Origin of the sequence: Conexibacter sp. SYSU D00693 (assembly GCF_017084525.1) — a bacterium.
Lineage (GTDB): Bacteria > Actinomycetota > Thermoleophilia > Solirubrobacterales > Solirubrobacteraceae > Baekduia.
In genome coordinates this window covers 1,846,395-1,861,948 of sequence record NZ_CP070950.1, presented here as the reverse complement: position 1 = coordinate 1,861,948, position 15,554 = coordinate 1,846,395, and the positions used below count along the sequence as shown (strand labels likewise).

Sequence of the window (15,554 nt, the reverse complement as noted above, 5' to 3'; positions counted from 1 at the left end):
ACATGGCCACGACCCCTGATGCCATCCAGAGCCAGAAGGAGCTGACGCCCGAGGAGGCGTCGCTGCGCAACCTGGGCTCCGACTACGAAGAGCGCTACGGCTTCCACGACGCCGAGAACTACCTGTACAAGGCGCCCAAGGGCATCAACCGCGAGATCGTCGAGAAGATCTCCGAGTTCAAGTCCGAGCCGCAGTGGATGCGCGAGTTCCGCCTCAAGGCGCTCGACCACTTCCTGAGCCGGCCGCAGCCCACCTGGGGCTCGCCGATGCTCGCGGAGGTCGACTACGACGACATCCACTACTTCGTGCGCGCCTCCGAGAAGGCCTCGCGCACGTGGGACGAGGTCCCCGAGGACGTCAAGAAGACCTTCGACCGCCTGGGCATCCCCGAGGCCGAGCGCAAGTTCCTGGCCGGCGTCGGCGCCCAGTACGAGTCCGAGGTCGTCTACCACCAGGTGCGCGAGGACCTCGAGCAGCAGGGCGTCGTCTTCATGGACATGGACTCGGGCCTGCGCGAGCACGAGGACCTGGTCCGCGAGCACTTCGCGACGATCATCCCGGCCAACGACAACAAGCTGGCCGCGCTCAACAGCGCCGTGTGGTCGGGCGGGTCGTTCGTCTACGTGCCGCCGGGCGTGCACGTCGAGATGCCGCTGCAGGCCTACTTCCGCATCAACACGGAGAACATGGGCCAGTTCGAGCGGACGCTGATCATCGCCGACGAGGGCTCCTACGTGCACTACGTCGAGGGCTGCACCGCCCCGGTGTGGTCGAGCGACTCGCTGCACTCCGCGGTCGTCGAGCTCATCGCCAAGCCGGGTGCGCGCATCCGCTACACGACCGTCCAGAACTGGTCGCAGAACGTCTTCAACCTCGTCACGAAGCGCGCGGTCGCCGAGGCCGACGCGACGGTCGAGTGGGTCGACTGCAACCTCGGGTCGAAGCTCACCATGAAGTACCCGAGCGTCTACCTGACGGGCGAGCGCGCCCACGGCGAGATCCTCTCGATCGCCTTCGCGGGCAAGGGCCAGCACCAGGACGCGGGCGGCAAGATCGTCCACGCCGCGCCGAACACGACGTCGAACATCTTCGCCAAGTCGATCTCCAAGGACGGCGGGCGCTCGTCCTACCGCGGCCTGCTCGAGGTCGCCAAGGGCGCCACGGGCTCGAGGTCCAAGGTCGTCTGCGACGCGCTGCTGCTCGACGAGGACTCGCGGACCGACACCTACCCGACGATCCGCATCGGCGAGGACGAGGTCGACATCGGCCACGAGGCCACCGTCTCGAAGGTCGGCGACGAGCAGCTCTTCTACCTCATGAGCCACGGGCTCCCGGAGGACGAGGCGGCCAAGCTCATCGTCAACGGCTTCATCGAGCCGATCGTCAAGGAGCTGCCGATGGAGTACGCGGTCGAGATGAACCGCCTCATCGAGCTGCAGATGGAGGGGTCGATCGGCTAGTGGCGACCACCGACACCCCCACCGCAAAGGGCGTGGAGCCCGGGCAGGAGCTCGAGCTCCCGCAGTTCAAGGGCGTCCCGGGCTGGGAGTTCACGCCGCTGGACAAGCTCGACCTCGACGCCTTCGAGGACGCGCCGGGCGGCAGCGCCGACGCCGGGGCCTTCCCGCTGGGCCGGCCGGAGGGCGCCGTCCTGGTGTCCTCCGACGCGCCCAGCACCGAGGGCCCGGTCGTCATGCCGCTGGCCCAGGCGCGCGAGCAGCTGCCCGACGTCGTCGAGGCCCACCTGGGCAAGGTCGTCACGCGGCACGACACGTTCACCGCGCGCAACGCCGCGCGCTGGACCGACGGCACGCTGGTCTACGTCCCGCGCAACGTCCACGTCGAGGCGCCGATCGCGCTCGAGACGGTCCTGGAGCGCGAGGGCACGGCGCTGCACCACCGCACGCTCGTCGTCCTCGAGGAGGGCGCGCAGGCCGAGGTGTGGGACCAGGTCGTCGGCACCGACGGGCTGTTCAACACGGTCGTCGAGCTCGTGGTCGGCCCGAACGCGAACCTGCGCTACGTCGCCGCCCAGGACCTCGACGAGCGCGCGTGGATCTTCGGCTCCCAGCGTGCGGTGATCGACCGCGACGCCGAGCTGGACTGGACGACGCTCGGCTTCGGCTCGGGCAACGGCAAGGTGTTCGTCGAGACCAAGCTCGACGGGCCGGGCTGCACCGGCAAGGTCACCGGCGCCTACGCGACGCGCGGCCGCCAGCACCTCGACTTCGACACGCTGCAGGAGCACGCGGCCCCCAACACCGTGAGCGACCTGGCCTTCCGCGGGATCGTGTCGGGACGCTCGAGCGCGGTGTGGCGCGGCATGATCCAGGTCGACCAGGGCGCCCAGCAGACCGACGCCTTCCAGGAGGCGCGCAACCTCCTGCTCGGCAAGAAGGCCCACGCGGACGCGATCCCGGGCCTCGAGATCCTCGCCGACGACGTGCGCTGCACGCACGCCGCGGCCATCGCCCAGATCGACCCGGAGCAGGTCTTCTACCTGCGCTCGCGCGGCGTGCGCCGCGAGCAGGCCGAGCGCCTGGTGGTCGAGGGCTTCCTCGCCGCGCTCGTGGAGCGCTTCGCCGAGGGCCCGGTGCGCGACGCCGTCGCGGCCGCCCTCGAGCGCCGGCTCGAGCAGCTGCTCGGCTAGCTGCCGCTGTCCGGCCCGCGGCCGGGTGTGCCCGCTCCGCCTCGCGGCGGAGTAGGTTCGCCCGGCCGTGCGCCATCTCGTCGCTCTCCTCGTCGTCCTCGCGGTGATGGTCGCCGCGGGCGGCGCCCACCCCGACCGGGCCGCTGCCGCGGAGCCCGGCGTCGTCCTCGTGGGCGGCGCGGCCGCCGGGTCGCCCCAGGCCCTCGGCGCGCTGCAGTCCAGCGGCGCGCGCTGGGCGCGCGTCTTCCTGTTCTGGCACGGCGTCGAGCCCGCGCGCGGCCAGCTCGACGACGGGGTGCTCGCCGCCTACGACGGCATCGTCGACCAGGTCCGCGCACAGGGCAAGCGGCTCGTGCTGGTGGTCACGGGCGCGCCGGCGTGGGCCTCCGGCGCCGACGACGTCATCACGCCCCCGCGCGACCCCGACGACTACGCGTCCTTCATCGGGCGCCTCGCGGCGCGCTGGAAGGGCAAGGTCGACGCCTTCGAGGTCTGGAACGAGCAGGACGAGGGGCGCTTCTGGAAGGGCGGCCCCGACCCCGCGGGCTACACGCGGCTGCTGCGCGGCGCCCACGCCGCCGTCAAGCGCGCCGACCCATCGGCCACCGTCGTGCTCGGCGGCATGGTCGGCAACGACTACGGCTTCCTGGAGAAGGTCTACGCCGCCGGCGGCAAGGGCGCCTTCGACGCGGTGGGCGTGCACACCGACACGGCGTGCAACCGCACCGCGCCCGACCAGTACTACCGCGAGGCCGACGGGCGCATCGGCCGCTTCTCGTTCCTCGGCTACCGCGAGGTCAAGAAGGTCATGCTCGCCCAGGGCGACGACAAGCCGATCTGGATGACCGAGCTCGGCTGGTCCTCGACGAGCGCGCGCTGCGACGTCGGCGCCGGCGCCGGGACCGTCGCGGGCGGCGTCCCGGCCCAGCAGCAGGCCGACTTCCTGCGCCTGGCCTACAACTGCCTGGCCCAGGACGACGCGGTCCAGGTCGGCATCTGGTTCTCGCTGTCGGACGACACGCAGGCCGACACGCCGGAGGGGCGCTTCGGCCTGACCTCGTTCGGCTTCTCGCCCAAGCCGGCGTGGGAGGCGTTCCGCACCGTCGCGAGCGACGGCCCGAACCTCAACCGGGCCTGCGGCGACTTCGGCGGGCCGACGATCGGCCGCACGACGCCGGTGCCGGGGACGTTCTTCTACGGGCCCCTGCGCATGAGCCTCGCCGCGACCGACCCGCAGGGCATCGCGCGGCTGCGGATCCTCGCCGACGGCAGGACCGTGCGGTCCTTCAACGGCACGAGCGGCTCGATCACCTGGCAGGGCGCCAAGCGGTTGTCGCCGGGCACGCACACGATCACCTTCGTGGCCTTCGACAACAACGGCAACGAGTCGCGCTCGCAGGTCCGGGTGACCAAGCCGGGCAGCGGCAAGTGGCGCTCGCTGCGCACGTCGCTGGGCCTGACGCTCGGCCGCCCGCGGGGGACGGCCCGCACGGTCAACCTGCGGATCGCGTCGGTGCCGGTCGTCCAGGGCCTGCCGGGCAAGGTGCGCCTCGTCGCGCAGCGGCGCATCAAGGGCAGGTGGCGGATGCAGTACCGCATCGACAAGCCCGCCTCCCGCACCCTCACGGCGGTCAGCCGGACGTGGGTGCGCGGCCGGTGGCGCGTGCGCGCGTCGTACCGGCGCACCGGCCCGTTCCGGGCGTCGACGACGGCCTGGAAGACGTTCACGGTGCGGTAGTACGGGCGTGCGTGGCGTGCCGCTCGGGCCTCGTGAGTGGGGACTTCCGCTCGCATGCCGAGCGCAACTCCCCACTCACGCCCGCCGGGGCTGCCGGCCGGCCCACCGAGACGCGCTCCCCCTCCTCAGTGCGCAACAGCGACGACGCCGTCCCTGGCGACCGCCCGAGCGGCACGCCGCCTACCCCGACGCAGACCGCGTTTGCGAACGCTAGCGTTCGTCCATGGGTCGCAGGGGGAGGCTGCGCGCGGCGCTTGCGGCGCTCGTGAGCGTGACGGCGACGGCGGCGGTGATCGCGCCGCCAGCACCGGCGCAGCTGCGCGCCGGCGCCGCCTCCGCCGACCTCACCCCGCCGGTCGGCACGCCGATGTTCGCCTACACCGCGCGCTCGCGGATCGCCAACCCGGCGAACCTGCCGACGGTCCTGCAGCTCGTCGCCGACCCGGGCGCCGGGCTGTACGCGAAGACGTTCGTCGCGTCGGAGGGCATCCACACGCGCGTGCGCGCGCGGGCGCTGGTGCTCGAGCGCGACGGGCGGCTGTTCGCCATGGCCCAGGCCGACCTCGGCGGGTTGCCGTACGCGATGACGCAGGAGGTGCTGCGGCGCGTGCGGGGGTCGGGCATCACCGGGGAGCGGCTGCTGCTGTCGGCGACGCACACGCACTCGTCGACCGGGCCGATCTGGCCGCTGGACAACCTCGGCTACGCGCTGCTGGGCGGTGACCTGCTCGACCCGCGGGTCTTCGACCTCACCGCGCAGGGGATCGCGGAGGCGCTGCTGCGCGCGAAGGGGCGGCTGGCGCCGGCGCAGCTCGGGGTGGGGACGACCGAGCTGCGGGGCGCGTCGCGCAACCGGGCGTCGAGGGCCCACGACCGCAACGAGGACCTGCCCGCCGACCCGGCCGAGCGGGCGCGGGGGCGGATTGACCCGACGGTGACGGTGGTCCGCGTCGACGACCGGGAGGGCCGGCCGATCGCCGCGTGGTCGAACTTCGCCGTGCACCCGACGAGCTTCGACGCCGACAACCTGCTCTTCTCGGGCGACAACGCCGGGACCGCGGCGCGGGCGGTGGAGGCGGGCATGGCCGCCGAGGGCGGCGGCTCGCCCGCGGCGGACGGCGCGCCGGTCAACGTGTGGACCAACGGGGCGCAGGGCGACGTCTCGCCCGACGGTGATCCCGGACCCGCCGACGTCGCCGAGGGCGACACGGCGAAGGTGGACCTCGCGGGCCGCCGCACCGCCGAGGGCATCCTGCGCGCCTGGCGGGCGGCGGCCGACCGGCGGACCGCGACGCCCGCCCTCGAGGCGCGCCGCACCTTCCTGGCCTTCGACGGCACCCCGGCGGGCGGCTCCCCGGTCGGCCCGGTCCCGGCGCTCGGCGCCGGCGGGATCTTCCTGGGCGACGGCACCTGCGCGCCGGTCGACGGCCTGGCCGGCCCGGGGCAGGGGGAGAAGCTGCCGTTCCTCGCCGCGCCCGGCCTGGCGCCCTCCACGGTGCCGCTGTCGCTCTGGCGCGTCGGCGGCCTGGCCGTCGCCGGGCTGCCCTCGGAGGTCACGAAGCAGATGGGCCAGCGCATCCGCGCGGGGCTGCAGGCCGCCGCGGGCGCTCGGGTGGACCGCGTCGCCCTCGCCGGCCTCACCAACGGCTACATCTCCTACACCGCGACCCCGGAGGAGTACGGGGCCTGCGGGTACGAGGGCTCGTTCACGCTGTTCGGCAAGCAGCAGGGCCGGCGCCTGCTCGACGGCGCCCGCGCGCTGGTCGAGCCGGTCCTGACCGGCGCGCCCGCGCCCGCCGGAGCGCCGGAGCCGCTGCCGACGGGACTCGCCACGCCGCTGCGCCTGCCCGCCCCGACGACGCCGCAGGCCGGCCGCGTGGTCCGCGAGCCCGTGCAGGAGGCCCGCCGCGGCGAGCGCGTGACCTTCGCCTGGCGCGGCGGGGCGCCCGCGCTGGACGCGCCGCGCGGCGCGACGCTCGTCCGGCTCGAGCGGCGCGTCGGGGACAGCTGGAGGACCGAGGCGACCGACGACGGTCCGCAGGACACGACGCGCCTGGTGCGCGGGACGTGGACCGAGACGCTGCAGCTCGACGCCTGCCAGCCGCTCGGGACCTACCGGCTGCGGGCGACCGGTCGCGCCGACCGCGGCCGCGGCGTCGCGCCCTACACGGCGACCTCGCGGCCCTTCGTGGTGCGGGCGCTCGCGCTCGACGCCGACCCGGTGCAGGTGAGCCCCCGCGGCGTCGTCACCGTCCGCGCGCGCTACCCCGACCCCGGTGCCGGCGCCCTGCTGGCCCAGGAGCGCTTCGTCACCACGGGTCGCGCGCGCCTGCGCGTCGACCCGCGCGGACGGGCACGCGCCCGCACCGTCGTCGCCCGGCCCAAGGCGGCCAAGGGGACGCTCGAGGTCCGCGTCGGGCGTCGCGCCCGCGTACGGCTGCTCGGCGTCCGCGACGGCTGCGGCAACGCGACCGGCGGTCAGCGGTAGGGCAACACGCCGCTGACACCCGGTGCGCGAGGATCCGCGGCCATGGTCGACCCCAACCACCACGACCGCTTCGTCCTGCGCCAGCGCGTGAAGCTCGTCATCAACCAGTACGAGTTCTCCGTCCCGGCCGAGGAGGGCGACGGCGAGGCGTTCTGCTTCGTCGAGCAGGCGCGCTTCAAGTTCAAGGAGGACATCCGCTTCTTCACGGACGAGCGCAAGGAGACCGAGCTCCTGCGCATCAAGGCCCGCCAGCGCTTCGACCCGGCGGCCCGCTACGACGTCACGACGCCCGACGGGGGGAAGGTCGGGGAGGTGCAGAAGGTCTTCGGCGCGTCGCTGCTGCGCTCGACCTACACGCTCTTCGACGCCGCCGGCAACGAGGTCGCCACCGTCCGCGAGCGCAGCCTGCCGGTCGCGCTCTTCCGCCGGCTCATCGGCTTCGTGCCCTACGTCGACAGCGTCGCCGACTGGCTGCCGATCCCGTACGACTTCGAGTTCCGCCGCGGCGAGGAGGTCATCGGCGTCCATCGCCGGCGGCGCTGGAAGTGGGTCGACGTCTACGACATCGACCTCACGGCCGACGAGGGGCGCACGCTGGACCGCCGCCTCGTCCTGGCGATCGCCGTCGCGATCGACGCGCTGCAGGCCCGCTAGGCGGCGCGGGGGAGCGCCGCCAGGACCTCCCTGAGGTCGTCGGCGTCGGCGAAGTCGAGGCCCAGGGCGTGGACCGCGCGGTGGCGGACCACGCCCGCCTCGTCGACGACGAAGACGGCGCGGCGGGTGCCGAGCACCGGCGCCGTGACGCCGTAGAGCCGCGCGACGACCTTCCCGGCGTCGGCGAGCAGCGGCACCGTCAGGCGGTGCTTGTCGCGAAAGCGCTCGTGGCTGTCGAGGTCCTGGTGCGAGATCCCGACGACGGTGGCGTCGAGTGCCGCCATCTCCTCGGAGTCGTCGCGGTAGGAGCAGAACTGCCGGGTGCACACCGGCGTCCCGTCGCCGGGGTAGAAGAGCAGCACCACCCGCTCGCCGCGGTGGTCGGCGAGGCGGAAGGGCCCGTCCGTGCCGGGCAGCTCGAAGTCCGGGGCGTCGTCGCCCACCTGCGGTCCAGAGGCCATCCCATGGCACCCTACGGGGCTCGTGGACGCCTGGATCGCCCAGCACGCCGAGCGGATCGCCACGCGCGCGCCGCGTGAGCTCGAGGCGCTGGTGGCGGTCTCGTCGCCCTCGGGCGACGTCCGCGGCGCCGACGAGGCCGTCGCCGTGGCCACGGCGCTCCTGCCGGAGGCCGCCGAGGTCGAGCGCGTGCCGTGCTCCTCGCCCGGCCACGCCGACGACCTCGTCGCGCGCGTGCGCGGGACGGGCGCCGGCCGCATCGTGCTCCTCGGCCACCTCGACACCGTCGTCGCCCACGACGCCCACCGGCCGCTGGCGCGCGACGGCGAGCGGCTGGTCGGCTCGGGCTCGGTGGACATGAAGGGCGGAGACGTGCTGGCACTGGGCGTCCTGCGCGCCCTGGCCGAGGACCCGTCGCGCTTCGCCGAGGCGGCGCTGCTGCTCGTGGTCGACGAGGAGTGGCGCACGGCCCCCTTCGGCCACGTCGAGCGCTTCGCCGGATTCGACGCGTGCCTGTGCTTCGAGGCGGGGGAGGTCGACGGCGAGGGCCGCGACGCCGTCGTCGTCGAGCGCAAGGCCGCCGGGACCCTGCGCGTCCGCGGCCACGGGCGCTCCGCGCACTCGGGGTCGGCGCCGCACAAGGGCGTCAACGCGCTGCTGGCCCTGGCGCGCGCGGCGCAGGCCGTGGCCGGCTGCCACGACCCCCAGGGCCCCGACCGCCTGACCGCCGTGCCGACCGTCATGCGCAGCGGCGACGCGTTCAACGTCGTCCCCGCCGCCGGCGAGCTCGTCTGCGACCTGCGCGCCGAGCGCGCGGAGGCCTTCGACGGCGTCATCGCCGCGCTGCCCGCCGAGGTCGACGGCGCGACGCTGGAGGCCGACCTCCTGCGCGTCTGGCCGGGCATGCACGCGTGGGAGGCCACCGCGCCGGTGCTCGCGGACGCGGCCACGGACCTCGGGCGGCCCGTCGTGGGCGCCCGCCGCGGCGGGGCGAGCGACGCGAGCCACTTCGCCTCGGCCATCGCCGTGACCATCGACGGCCTCGGCCCGCGGGGCGGCGGGGCCCACGCCCCGTACGAGCACGTCCTGGAGGGCTCCCTGCGGACACGGGCCGAGGTCGCGTTGTCCGTCGCGAACGCCGTCCTCAAGCGGCGGGGCGCCGACGCCGACTCATAAGACCGTCGCGGTTGCTACGCTGCCGCGCGCAGTCTTGAAGACCAGCCGAACCGCCACCCGTCCTCAGGGCGGCGGGCGGGGGACCCACTGACCGGGACGTACCCGGTCCGGGGCGAATCACGCAGAAGCCGTGTAGCGCCGCTCTCTTGGCGCGAGCCCGACAGCTAACCCCGCAGGCACCGAAGAGAGGGGTTCACGCTTGTCCGCATACGTCTCGTCGTTCCGCCTGGCCGTCCTCGGTGCGCTCTGCGCGCTGGGTGCCGCGACCCTGCTCCTCCTGCCGTCCTCCGCGGACGCGCAGAGCAGCGCCGCGTCGCCGTCGGCCTCGTCGGCCTCCCAGCAGCTCGGCAAGCGCGCCCTGCGCTCCGGGTCCAAGGGCGCGGACGTCAAGGAGCTCCAGCAGCTCCTGCGCAAGGCGGGCTTCAAGACCGCGGTCGACGGCGTGTTCGGCCCCGGCACCGTCCGCGCGGTGCAGCGCTTCCAGCGCGCCGCGCGCCTCGAGACCTCCGGCGTCGTCGGTCGCAAGACCGTCCAGGCGCTGCGCAAGGCCACCAGCGGCACGGCGTTCCAGAGCCTCGGGGGCTTCGACTCCGAGGACGGCGCCGGCAGGCAGCGCTCGCTCGGCGACCGCATCCCGCTGCGCAAGGGCATGCACGGCCACGACGTGAAGGTCCTCCAGGACTACCTGCGTCGCGCCGGCATCCGCACGAAGGTCGACGGCGAGTTCGGCGCCGGCACCGTCAAGAACGTCAAGAAGTTCGAGCAGCTCCAGGAGCGCGAGGACGACGGCGTCATGGACGCCGGCGACATCGACGCCCTGCGCGGCGCCGTCGACGGCGACCGCGGCCTGGCCCCGGCCGAGCCCGTCGCCCCCGCCAAGCTCGCCCCCGGCGACCGCGCGACGGTCGGCCCCGACGGCCTGGCCATCGCCCCGGCCAACGCGCCCGAGGCGGTCAAGCAGATCATCGCCGCGGGCAACGCGATCGCCACGAAGCCCTACCGCTACGGCGGCGGCCACGGCAAGTGGCAGGACACCGGCTACGACTGCTCGGGCTCGGTCTCCTACGCCCTGCACGGCGCCGACCTGCTCAAGGCCCCGATGCCCTCCGGCTCCTTCGAGAGCTGGGGCGACGCCGGCCCCGGCCAGTGGGTGACGATCTACGCCAACGGCGGCCACATGTACATGGTCGTGGCCGGCCTGCGCTTCGACACCTCGGGCCGCCAGAAGACCGGCTCGCGCTGGCAGACGGCGAGCCGCTCGAGCGCGGGCTTCACCGTGCGCCACCCGCCGGGCCTCTAGGGCGCCGGCGGCCGCAGCTCCTCGGCGGCGCACACGATCCGGCAGACCTCCTCGGGGTCGTCGGTGAGGTGCACGATGTCGAGGTCGCCGGGGGAGACCTTGCCACCGGCGAGCATCGCCTCGCGCATCCAGTCCAGCAGGCCACCCCAGTAGTCGCTGCCGAAGAGGACGATCGGGAAGTGGCGGATCTTCTCGGTCTGCACGAGCGTCCACGCCTCGAAGAGCTCGTCGCCGGTGCCGATGCCGCCCGGCAGGACGACGAACGCCCGGGCGTAGCGCACGAACATGATCTTGCGCGCGAAGAAGTAGTGGAACTCGAGCGGGATCCCGACGTACGGGTTCAGGCCGGGCTCCCCCGGCAGGTCGATCCCGAGGCCGACGGACAGCGCGCCGGCGTCGAGCGCCCCGCGGTTGGCGGCCTCCATCAGGCCGGGACCGCCGCCGGTGATGATCGCGAAGCCCTCCTCGCCCAGCCGGCGCGCCACGGTGCGACCCGCCGCGTACTCCGGGCTGTCGGCCGGCGTGCGCGCCGAGCCGAAGATCGAGACGGCGTGGCCGCGCAGCGGCCGCAGGCGGTCGAAGCCCATCTCGATCTCGGCGGCCATGCGCCGGACCCGCGCGGCGTCGTCGAGCTGGGAGACGATCGCCAGCGTGTCGGCCTCGAGGAGCTCCTCGTCGGCGCTGTGCGGATCGCGCGGGCGCAGCCTCTCGTCGCTCACCGCCGCAGCGTACGGGTGGCTACTGTCCGACGTCGTCGTGCCCGACGCCGACGGACACCTGCGACCCGCCCGGGGCGTGCGCATCCCGCCGCACGAGGTCGTCGTGCGGGCCAGCCGCTCCTCGGGGCCGGGCGGCCAGCACGCCAACGTCACGTCCTCGCGCATCGAGGCGTCGTTCGACGTGGCGGCCAGCACGGCGCTCAGCGAGGAGCAGCGCCGTCGCGTCCTCGGGCGCTGCGGACCCGTCGTGCGCGCCGTCGCGCAGGACGCCCGCTCGCAGCAGCGCAACCGCCAGCTCGCGCTCGAGCGCCTCGAGGACCGCCTGGCCCGCGCGCTGCACGTCCCGCGCCCGCGCACCGCCACGAAGCCCACGGCCGCGTCACGCCGCCGGCGGCTCGAGGCCAAGCGCCGGCAGGGTGCGCGCAAGGCCGACCGCCGCCGGCCAGGGCAGGAGGACTAGCCGTGGAGGGCACGCGCATCCTCGTGGTCGACGACGACCCGAGCACGCGGCTGCTGCTGCGCGAGCTGCTCGAGCGCGCCGGGGCGACGGTCGAGGAGGCCGGCGACGGGCAGGCGGCGCTGCGGGCGGTCTTCGAGCTGCGTCCCGACCTCGTCGTCCTCGACGTGTCGATGCCGGGGATGGACGGCTGGCAGGCGCTCGAGCGCCTGCGTGACGTCACCGAGGTGCCGGTCCTGATGCTCACGTCACACGCCGCCGAGCTCGAGAAGGTCCGGGCCCTGCAGGCGGGCGCCGACGACTACGTCGTCAAGCCCTTCGGCCGCCAGGAGCTGCTCGCGCGCGTCGGCGCGCTGCTGCGCCGCGCCCGCCGCGCGCAGCGCGAGGAGGCGCCGGAGACCTACGAGGACGGCGTCGTGCGCATCGACGTGCCCGGGGCGCGGGTGGAGGTCCTCGGCCACGAGGTGGGCCTCACGCCGCTCGAGTTCCGGCTGCTGCTGACCTTCGTGCGCCACCCCGGAGAGGTCCTGACGCGCGAGCGCCTGCTCGACCTCGTGTGGGGCGAGGGCAAGGGCGTCGGCGCCGACCAGGTCAAGCTCTACGTGGGCTACCTGCGGCGCAAGATCACGCAGGCCACGGCGGGGGACGCCGACCCGATCGAGACGGTTCGCGGCTTCGGCTACCGCTGGCGCGGCGAGGCCGTCGCGGCCCGGGACTAGGGGGATCCCCGGCCCACCTGCGGCGGGACCTCCCGCCGCGGCGGTCGTTGTGCGGGCATGCCCACCCTGTCCCTCACCCCTCGCCGGGCCGCCGCCACCGTCGCGGCCCTCGCCGGCCTCGGCCTCGCCGCCGCGCCGGCCGCCGACGCCCGCGGCATCGACCCGGCCGTCTACGACACCGGGATCCCGGCCGGCCAGGTCGAGCACGGCGTCATCGACCTCTCGATCACCGGCACGTCGTCCAACCAGCACACGCGCACCGAGTACTGGGCGACCGCTGATCGGTGGCGCTCTCGCACCCTCGATCCCGACTCGGGCAAGGTCCTGCGCGAGGCGTTCTCGACGAAGACCGAGTTCGTCTACGTCAACCACGCCGGCAACGAGCCGCGCGTCCTGCGCGGCAAGGGCCCCGACGTCCCGCCGTTCGCCGGCTGGACCGCGGCCTACAACGCCAAGCTCGTCGGGCGCGGCGTCCTGCAGCCGATCGGCCAGCGCACCGTCGCGGGGATCGCCGGCATCGTCTACACCGTCCCGGGCGACCGCAAGACCAGCGACCCCAAGGCCGGCGACGACAAGTGGGTCACCGACAACACGCAGGCCGGGACGGAGATCGTCCTCGAGCCGGAGACCCACAAGCCGCTCGCGCGCATCTCGACCGCCGACAACGGCCGCTTCGGCCAGTTCCGCCAGGCCGAGGAGCTCGTGTCGCGCGAGGTCGAGCTGCGCACCGCGGAGACGATCGCCCCGCTGAGCGCGGCGACCTTCCGCAGGACGGTGCGCAGCTGGAACGCGCTGGTGAAGGCCTCCAAGGCCAAGAAGGCCCGCGCGAAGAAGGCCAAGGCCAGGAAGCGCGGCGCCGCCCGCCGCTAGGCGCCGCGCAGCACCGCCGCGACCGCGGCCGGCGTCGCCGGGTCCTCCAGGACCCGCGCGGCGTCGGCCGGCGTGTCCAGGTCGGTGCGCTCGTCGATGAACGCCACGCGCCGCCCGGCCGCCCGCGCCGCGGCGACGCAGGCGTCGAGGACCTCCTCGCCGCCCCACAGGGCCGGCGCGATCGCGAAGACCTCGGGCGCGGGGGCGCGCAGCGCGCAGACCCACCAGCCCCCGTCGTCGGCCGGCCCGAACACCACGTCGTGGCCCTCGAGCGCCGCCTCGGCGGCCGCGAGGTCCGCGGGCCGCAGCGACGGCAGGTCGGTCCCGATGACGGTCGCCGGGGTCCCCGCCACGCCCACCGCGTGGGCGATGCGCTCGCCGAGGTGCGCCCCCTCCTGGGCGACCGTCGGCGTCCCGGGCGGCAGGAGCCCGGCGAGGTCCCCGCCGCTGGTCGCCACGAGCGTGCGCCCGCGCGGGCAGCAGGCGACGGTGTGGCGGACCAGCTCGGCCTGGAGCGCTGCGCAGCCGTCGGGGCCCAGCAGCGGCTCCAGCCGCGTCTTGCACGCGCCGGGCACCGGCTGGCGGGCCATGACGACGACCCGCATCAGCCGCGCTCGAGGTCCGTCGCGCCCTCGGGCACCCGGAAGCGCGCGAGCTCGAAGCTCGGGGACGTCGGGGTGAGCGTCGTCCGCACGCCCTTGAAGACGACGCGGAGCTCGTCCGGGCGGGCCTCGAGCGTCGCGTAGCCGCGGTTGCGGAAGCGCGCGTAGCGCAGGTGTGGGTTGACGAGTGGGAGCTGCTCGAGGACCGGGTCGCTCAGGTCGCGCGGCAGGCCGGGGAGGCTCAGCGCGTCGTGCGAGATCGACGCGCCGACGAACTCCGTGCCGACCGGGGTCCCGCCGACGCGGCCGGTCGTGGTGAGCTGGCCGGCGAAGAAGACGTGGACGTCGCCGACGATCGAGACGAGGTTCCTGACGCCGTCGGCCTTCGCCGCCTCGAGGACCTGGCGGCGCTCGGCGGCGTAGCCGTCCCACGAGTCCACCGCCACGGGCGAGCCGGGCGGGAACTCCAGCGCCATCATCATCTGCGCGTTGCCCAGGACCTTCCACGTCGCGGGCGACTCCCTCAGGCTGCGCCGCAGCCACGCCTGCTGCTCGGCCCCGAGGCGCTTGCGCGGCTTCTCCGTGTCCGGGCAGTAGAGGGTGCCGCTGTCCAGCGAGCCGTCGCGGCAGGGCTGCGGGTCGCGGTACTGGCGCGTGTCGAGCAGCAGGAGCTCCGCCGTGCGCCCCAGGCGCAGCGACCGGAAGACCTTGAACTGCTCAGGGCCTCTGGAGCGCTCGACGGGCATGCTCTCGAAGTAGGCCAGGAAGGCGTTGCGGCGCTTGTCGGCGAAGGGGATGGAGCGCGGACCGCTCGGGTTCCCGGCGGCCGACTCCTGCTCGCCGGCCCAGTCGCCCTCGACCTCGCAGTCGTCCCAGATCGGCACGACCGCGTGGGCGGCGTGCATGGCCTGGAGGTTGGGGTCGCCGCGGTAGGTGCGGTGGCGCTGGCGGAACTGCTCGAGCGTCTCGACGTGGCCGTTGGGCCTCCCGGACGGGTCGCGGCGCTCGGGGACCTTCGGGGTGCTGTCCTCCTCGTAGATGTAGTCGCCGAGCGAGAGGACGAGGTCGAGGTCCTCCTCCGCGGCGAGGCCGGCGTGCGGCGTGAACCAGCCGTGCTCGTAGCGCTGGCAGGAGAACCAGCCGATGCGCACGGGCTCGTGGCTGTCGGCGGGGCGCAGCGTCCGGAAGCGCCCGACCGGCGATGAGGCGCCGCGGGTGGCGAAGCGGTACCAGTAGGGCCGGCCCGGCTCGAGCCCCTTGACCGCCAGGCGCGCGGTCTGGTCGCGCAGCGGCGTGGCCTGGGCCAGCCCGTGGCGCACCACGCGGCGGAACTCCGGGTCCTCGGCGACCTCGAAGCGCAGCTTCGCCTTCCCGACGCCGTCGCAGCGCGTCCACAGCAGCGCGCCGTCGGTGCGCGGCGCGCCGGCCGCGACCGCGGACGGGAACGTCCCGCCACGCGCGACCGGGTTGCGGCGCTGGCGCGCGGCAGCCGAGGTGAGCGGGAACAGCGACGCCGTCGCCCCCGCGACGAACGTGCGCCGCGAGACGGCGGCATCGGGCACCCACACGCCGCCATCATCCCCGAGGCGCGACGCCGCCGTGTCACCTGCCGGTCATCCGAGGCGCGCGGCGAGGTCCGCATCGCGCGCACGCGCGCGTAGCACACCTGATCCGCGTTCACGGCAAAGCCACCCGGAGGGGTAGGCGGCCTCTGGTACGGTG

The 15,554-nt window shown here is 74.6% G+C and carries 14 protein-coding genes and 1 riboswitch; of the genes, 10 read left to right on the top strand and 4 right to left on the bottom strand.

Annotation, left to right across the window (positions count from 1 at the left end; translation table 11 throughout):
* The first annotated feature begins 2 nt into the window (after positions 1 to 2).
* From sufB to JUB12_RS09210, 5 genes are all read left to right on the top strand, one after another.
* Positions 3 to 1,460: a Fe-S cluster assembly protein SufB gene (gene sufB, locus JUB12_RS09230; RefSeq protein WP_205699335.1), complete on the top strand. Its 1,458-nt coding sequence runs from the start codon at positions 3 to 5 to the stop codon at positions 1,458 to 1,460.
* Positions 1,460 to 2,650 carry a Fe-S cluster assembly protein SufD gene (gene sufD, locus JUB12_RS09225; RefSeq protein ID WP_205699334.1) on the top strand — a complete coding sequence of 397 codons (1,191 nt, stop codon included), beginning with the start codon at positions 1,460 to 1,462 and terminating at the stop codon, positions 2,648 to 2,650. The genes sufB and sufD overlap by 1 nt, the downstream gene beginning before the upstream one ends.
* Before the next feature lie 67 nt (positions 2,651 to 2,717).
* A complete protein-coding gene (locus JUB12_RS09220; RefSeq protein WP_205699333.1) occupies positions 2,718 to 4,388 on the top strand; it encodes an Ig-like domain-containing protein in 1,671 nt (556 codons plus the stop codon).
* 223 nt (positions 4,389 to 4,611) lie between these two features.
* The gene (locus JUB12_RS09215) at positions 4,612 to 6,876 is read left to right on the top strand and encodes a neutral/alkaline non-lysosomal ceramidase N-terminal domain-containing protein (protein WP_205699331.1); all 2,265 of its coding nucleotides are present in this window, start codon (positions 4,612 to 4,614) and stop codon (positions 6,874 to 6,876) included.
* A gap of 42 nt (positions 6,877 to 6,918) precedes the next feature.
* The gene (locus tag JUB12_RS09210; RefSeq protein WP_205699330.1) at positions 6,919 to 7,530 is read left to right on the top strand and encodes a hypothetical protein; all 612 of its coding nucleotides are present in this window, start codon (positions 6,919 to 6,921) and stop codon (positions 7,528 to 7,530) included.
* On the opposite strand, the gene JUB12_RS09205 is transcribed toward JUB12_RS09210, so the two are convergent.
* Entirely contained in the window at positions 7,527 to 7,991 is a 465-nt protein-coding gene (locus tag JUB12_RS09205) for a peroxiredoxin (protein ID WP_205699328.1), read from the bottom strand. The genes JUB12_RS09210 and JUB12_RS09205 overlap by 4 nt on opposite strands.
* 22 nt (positions 7,992 to 8,013) lie before the next feature.
* Between JUB12_RS09205 and JUB12_RS09200 the strand changes: the two genes are divergently transcribed.
* Both JUB12_RS09200 and JUB12_RS09195 read left to right on the top strand, forming a co-directional pair.
* Positions 8,014 to 9,165: a M20/M25/M40 family metallo-hydrolase gene (locus JUB12_RS09200; protein ID WP_205699327.1), complete on the top strand. Its 1,152-nt coding sequence runs from the start codon at positions 8,014 to 8,016 to the stop codon at positions 9,163 to 9,165.
* 33 nt (positions 9,166 to 9,198) lie between these two features.
* A riboswitch (cyclic di-AMP (ydaO/yuaA leader) is annotated at positions 9,199 to 9,359 on the top strand.
* Positions 9,360 to 9,364: 5 nt separating this feature from the next.
* Positions 9,365 to 10,465 carry a peptidoglycan-binding protein gene (locus tag JUB12_RS09195; protein ID WP_205699325.1) on the top strand — a complete coding sequence of 367 codons (1,101 nt, stop codon included), beginning with the start codon at positions 9,365 to 9,367 and terminating at the stop codon, positions 10,463 to 10,465.
* Here the strand turns inward: JUB12_RS09195 and JUB12_RS09190 are convergent.
* Positions 10,462 to 11,184, bottom strand: coding sequence for a TIGR00730 family Rossman fold protein (locus JUB12_RS09190; RefSeq protein ID WP_241004476.1), 723 nt, complete (start codon positions 11,182 to 11,184; stop codon positions 10,462 to 10,464). The genes JUB12_RS09195 and JUB12_RS09190 overlap by 4 nt on opposite strands.
* 37 nt (positions 11,185 to 11,221) lie before the next feature.
* Between JUB12_RS09190 and arfB the strand changes: the two genes are divergently transcribed.
* Genes arfB through JUB12_RS09175 form a run of 3 tightly spaced genes read left to right on the top strand, consistent with a single transcriptional unit; the run spans position 11,222 to position 13,230 of the window.
* Entirely contained in the window at positions 11,222 to 11,644 is a 423-nt protein-coding gene (gene arfB, locus JUB12_RS09185) for an alternative ribosome rescue aminoacyl-tRNA hydrolase ArfB (RefSeq protein ID WP_241004475.1), read from the top strand.
* Positions 11,645 to 11,646: 2 nt separating this feature from the next.
* Positions 11,647 to 12,360, top strand: coding sequence for a response regulator transcription factor (locus tag JUB12_RS09180; RefSeq protein ID WP_205699320.1), 714 nt, complete (start codon positions 11,647 to 11,649; stop codon positions 12,358 to 12,360).
* A 57-nt stretch (positions 12,361 to 12,417) separates the two neighbouring features.
* Positions 12,418 to 13,230, top strand: coding sequence for a hypothetical protein (locus JUB12_RS09175; RefSeq protein WP_205699319.1), 813 nt, complete (start codon positions 12,418 to 12,420; stop codon positions 13,228 to 13,230).
* Here JUB12_RS09175 and JUB12_RS09170 read toward each other — a convergent pair.
* Positions 13,227 to 13,835 (bottom strand): TIGR04282 family arsenosugar biosynthesis glycosyltransferase, encoded by a 609-nt coding sequence (locus JUB12_RS09170; RefSeq protein WP_205699317.1) that lies wholly within the window; start codon positions 13,833 to 13,835, stop codon positions 13,227 to 13,229. The two genes, JUB12_RS09175 and JUB12_RS09170, sit on opposite strands and share 4 nt — an antisense overlap.
* Entirely contained in the window at positions 13,835 to 15,394 is a 1,560-nt protein-coding gene (locus tag JUB12_RS09165) for an alkaline phosphatase (RefSeq protein WP_205699316.1), read from the bottom strand. The genes JUB12_RS09170 and JUB12_RS09165 overlap by 1 nt, the downstream gene beginning before the upstream one ends.
* Between the last annotated feature and the right edge of the window lie 160 nt (positions 15,395 to 15,554).

Excerpts from the sequence above, each read along its gene's own strand:
- JUB12_RS09215 (WP_205699331.1), top strand. The coding sequence starts at position 4,612 with ATGGGTCGCAGGGGGAGGCTGCGCGCGGCGCTTGCGGCGCTCGTGAGC.
- JUB12_RS09210 (WP_205699330.1), top strand. The coding sequence starts at position 6,919 with ATGGTCGACCCCAACCACCACGACCGCTTCGTCCTGCGCCAGCGCGTG.
- JUB12_RS09170 (WP_205699317.1), bottom strand. The coding sequence starts at position 13,835 with ATGCGGGTCGTCGTCATGGCCCGCCAGCCGGTGCCCGGCGCGTGCAAG.
- sufB (WP_205699335.1), top strand. The coding sequence starts at position 3 with ATGGCCACGACCCCTGATGCCATCCAGAGCCAGAAGGAGCTGACGCCC.
- JUB12_RS09205 (WP_205699328.1), bottom strand. The coding sequence starts at position 7,991 with ATGGCCTCTGGACCGCAGGTGGGCGACGACGCCCCGGACTTCGAGCTG.
- JUB12_RS09175 (WP_205699319.1), top strand. The coding sequence starts at position 12,418 with ATGCCCACCCTGTCCCTCACCCCTCGCCGGGCCGCCGCCACCGTCGCG.